This is a genomic window from Streptomyces sp. NPDC060209 (assembly GCF_042728155.1).
Taxonomy (GTDB): Bacteria; Actinomycetota; Actinomycetes; order Streptomycetales; family Streptomycetaceae; genus Streptomyces.
In genome coordinates, this window is sequence record NZ_JBHWZS010000532.1 from 1 (window position 1) to 2,771 (window position 2,771).

Consider the following 2,771-nt stretch of genomic DNA (forward strand, 5'->3'; position numbering starts at 1 on the left):
CGCGGGGGCGCACGGCCCGGCCGGCCGCACACGCGGGCCGCCGGCGCCCCCGGCAACCGTCCTACGCTCAGTCAGAGGAGTGGTATGTCAGGCAGGAAGTCGCTCTCCCGTCGCCGGTTCCTCACCGGCGTCGCAGCGGGCACGGCACTCGGGGTCCTTCCGCTACGGCCCGCCGTGGCCGCGGCCGCGGAGCCCGTCGAGATCCTCATCATCGGCAGTGGTTACGCGGGCAGCGTCGCCGCCCTCCGTTTCGCCCAGGCAGGTCTGAACTCGGTGGTTCTCGAACGGGGCAGGCGCTGGCCGGTCACCGCGCAGGGCGGCACCTTCGCCACCCCCGCGGCACCGGACGGCCGGGCCTCCTGGCTCAATTCCTGGAGCCCGTTCGTCCCCCAGCAGCTCGACGTGTACCCCGGGGTGCTCGAAGCCTTCAGGGCCGACGGAGTCATCGCGCTCGCCGGTGCGGGTGTCGGCGGCGGGTCCCTGGTCAACAACGCGGTGATGCTCAAGCCCTCCGAGGCGGCCTTCAACCGGGCGTTCGGGACGAACATCGAGTTCGACGAGATGAGCGAGCGCTGGTACACCCGGGCCCGCGCCCTGATCGGTCCGGCCCCGATGCCGGACGACGTCTACGCCTCCACGCACTACACCGCCGCCCGTTCCTTCACCGCCGAGACCACGGCCGCGGGCCTGGCGCCGTTCCGGGCGGACATGGCGGTGGACTGGCAGGCGGTGCGGGAGGAGCAGGCGGGTACCCGGGAGCCGTCGCTGATACTCGCCCGTTCCATCTGGGGCGCGAACAGCGGGGCCAAGCGCAGCGTCGACCGGACCATCCTGGCCGACGCCGAGGCCACCGGACGGGTGTCGGTGGAGACCCTGACGCGTGTGGTGGACGTGGTGCCCGCGGCCGGCCGTTACGTGGTGCGGTGCGAACGCATCGACGACACTGGTGCCGTGGTCGCCCGGCCGGACTACAGCGCCAAGCACGTGTTCTTCGCGGCGGGTTCGCTGGGGACCAGCCGGCTGCTGGTGGCCGCCAGGGGACGGGGCAGCCTGCCCGCGCTCCGCGCCTCGGTGGGCAAGGGATGGGGCACCAACAGCGACCGGCAGACGGTGCGGGTGGGCATGCCGTGGAACAACCCCACGCAGGGCGGCCCGTCGGGCATCGTCGCCCAGGATCTCGACAACCCGTACGAGCCCGTCACCATGATCAATTTTCCGTGGCCGGTACCGCCGGCGGACGGGACCGGGGCGCTCGGCGCCCTGGCCATGACCACGTGCTCCGCGGACGGGTACTTCAGTTACGACGCGTCGACCGGCGGGGTCTCCCTGACCTGGCCGAGCACCGGTGCCGCCGCCGTACGCGCCACCCAGGCGGTGACCGCCACCGTGGACCGGATCAACGCCGCCAATCCCCACACCTCCACCCTGCGGGTCAACGCCGACACCACCTCGCACACGCTCGGCGGTGCGGTCATCGGTAAGGCGTGCAGGCCGGACGGCCGGCTGTACGGGTACGAGAACCTGACCGTCATCGACAGCTCGCTCATCCCCGGCACGATGGCGACGGTGCCACCGGCTCTGACCGTCACCGCGCTCGCCGACCGCTGTGTGCAGAAGGCGCTGAACCGCATTTTGAACTGATCACCGCCCCCGTGCCCTTCCCGTTTCCCGGACGGGAAGGGCGGGCGGCTCGTGGGAGATCCTCCGGAGCCGGCCGGCCGTCGGCATATCAGTACCTCAAGAGCGGTGCAAGCGCCTTTCGGACAATCGGCGTCCCGCCTCGGCGCGTCCATTCGACAGTACTGGCGGCCTGTCTGGGTAGCGTTCGGGTGCATCACACGCACTACACACAAAGCGGCCAGGTCATACCGGTACTCGGGGGAGTCCGTCACGGCCAGGCAACGCAGACCTTGGGGGGGAAATGATGGACATTTCCGTCGTCATACTGGGGATCCTAGACTTACGGTTCGGCGAAATGCCCTGCGTTCCCAGCGCACCCAAACCGAAGAAGGTACTGGCGCTTCTCCTCATCTACTGCAATCAGATAGTCCCGGTCTCGGCCCTGGTGGAGGAGCTGTGGGGCAACCGCCCCCCGGCCAGCGCCAGGACGACCCTGCAGACGTACATACTCACGCTCCGCAAGCTGTTGCAGGCCGCGGAACCCTCCGCCGGTGAGCTGCTGGTGACGGCGGGTCCGGGATACATGCTCAGGATTCCCGACACCGCCTTCGACCTGCACCGCTTCAGCCGGCTCGCCAAGCAGGGCCGTGAGGCCATCAGCCGGGGGGACGACGAGGCGGGCGTAACGTTCCTCTCGCAGGCCCTGGAGCTCTACCGCGGTCAGGTGCTGGCGGACGTCGACACCGGCCAGCGCGTCACCGCCCACGTCACGAGGCTGGAGGAGTTGCGGCTGACCACCCTGGGGCTCTGCATCGACGCCGAGATGAGGCTCGGCCGCCACCAGGAACTCCTCGACGAACTCGCCGCGCTCACCGCCCACCACCGCTTCCACGAGAACCTGCACGCCCAGTACATGCGGGCCCTGTGGCGGTCGGGGCGCCGCTCGTGCGCCCTGGACGTGTACCAGCGGTTGCGCCGTTCCCTCGCCGAGGAACTGGGCATGGAACCGGCCTGGTTCCTCCAGCAGTTGCAGCGCGCCATCCTCTCCTCGGCCTCACCGCAGCATCAGGTGCTGCCGGGCGGGATGCCGTACGAGACGGCCGGCTGACCGAGGCCGCGCGCTCCGAAGGTCCGCGGGGCCCCTTTCCGGG

2 protein-coding genes are annotated in these 2,771 nt (G+C 70.4%); both read left to right on the plus strand.

Going from position 1 to position 2,771, the window contains the following annotated elements:
• The first annotated feature begins 84 nt into the window (after positions 1-84).
• Entirely contained in the window at positions 85-1,641 is a 1,557-nt protein-coding gene (locus ACFWFI_RS42265; RefSeq protein ID WP_387401206.1) for a GMC family oxidoreductase N-terminal domain-containing protein, read from the plus strand.
• Between the two features lie 334 nt (positions 1,642-1,975).
• Positions 1,976-2,728 (plus strand): AfsR/SARP family transcriptional regulator, encoded by a 753-nt coding sequence (locus ACFWFI_RS42270; RefSeq protein WP_387401208.1) that lies wholly within the window; start codon positions 1,976-1,978, stop codon positions 2,726-2,728.
• Positions 2,729-2,771: the final 43 nt, after the last annotated feature.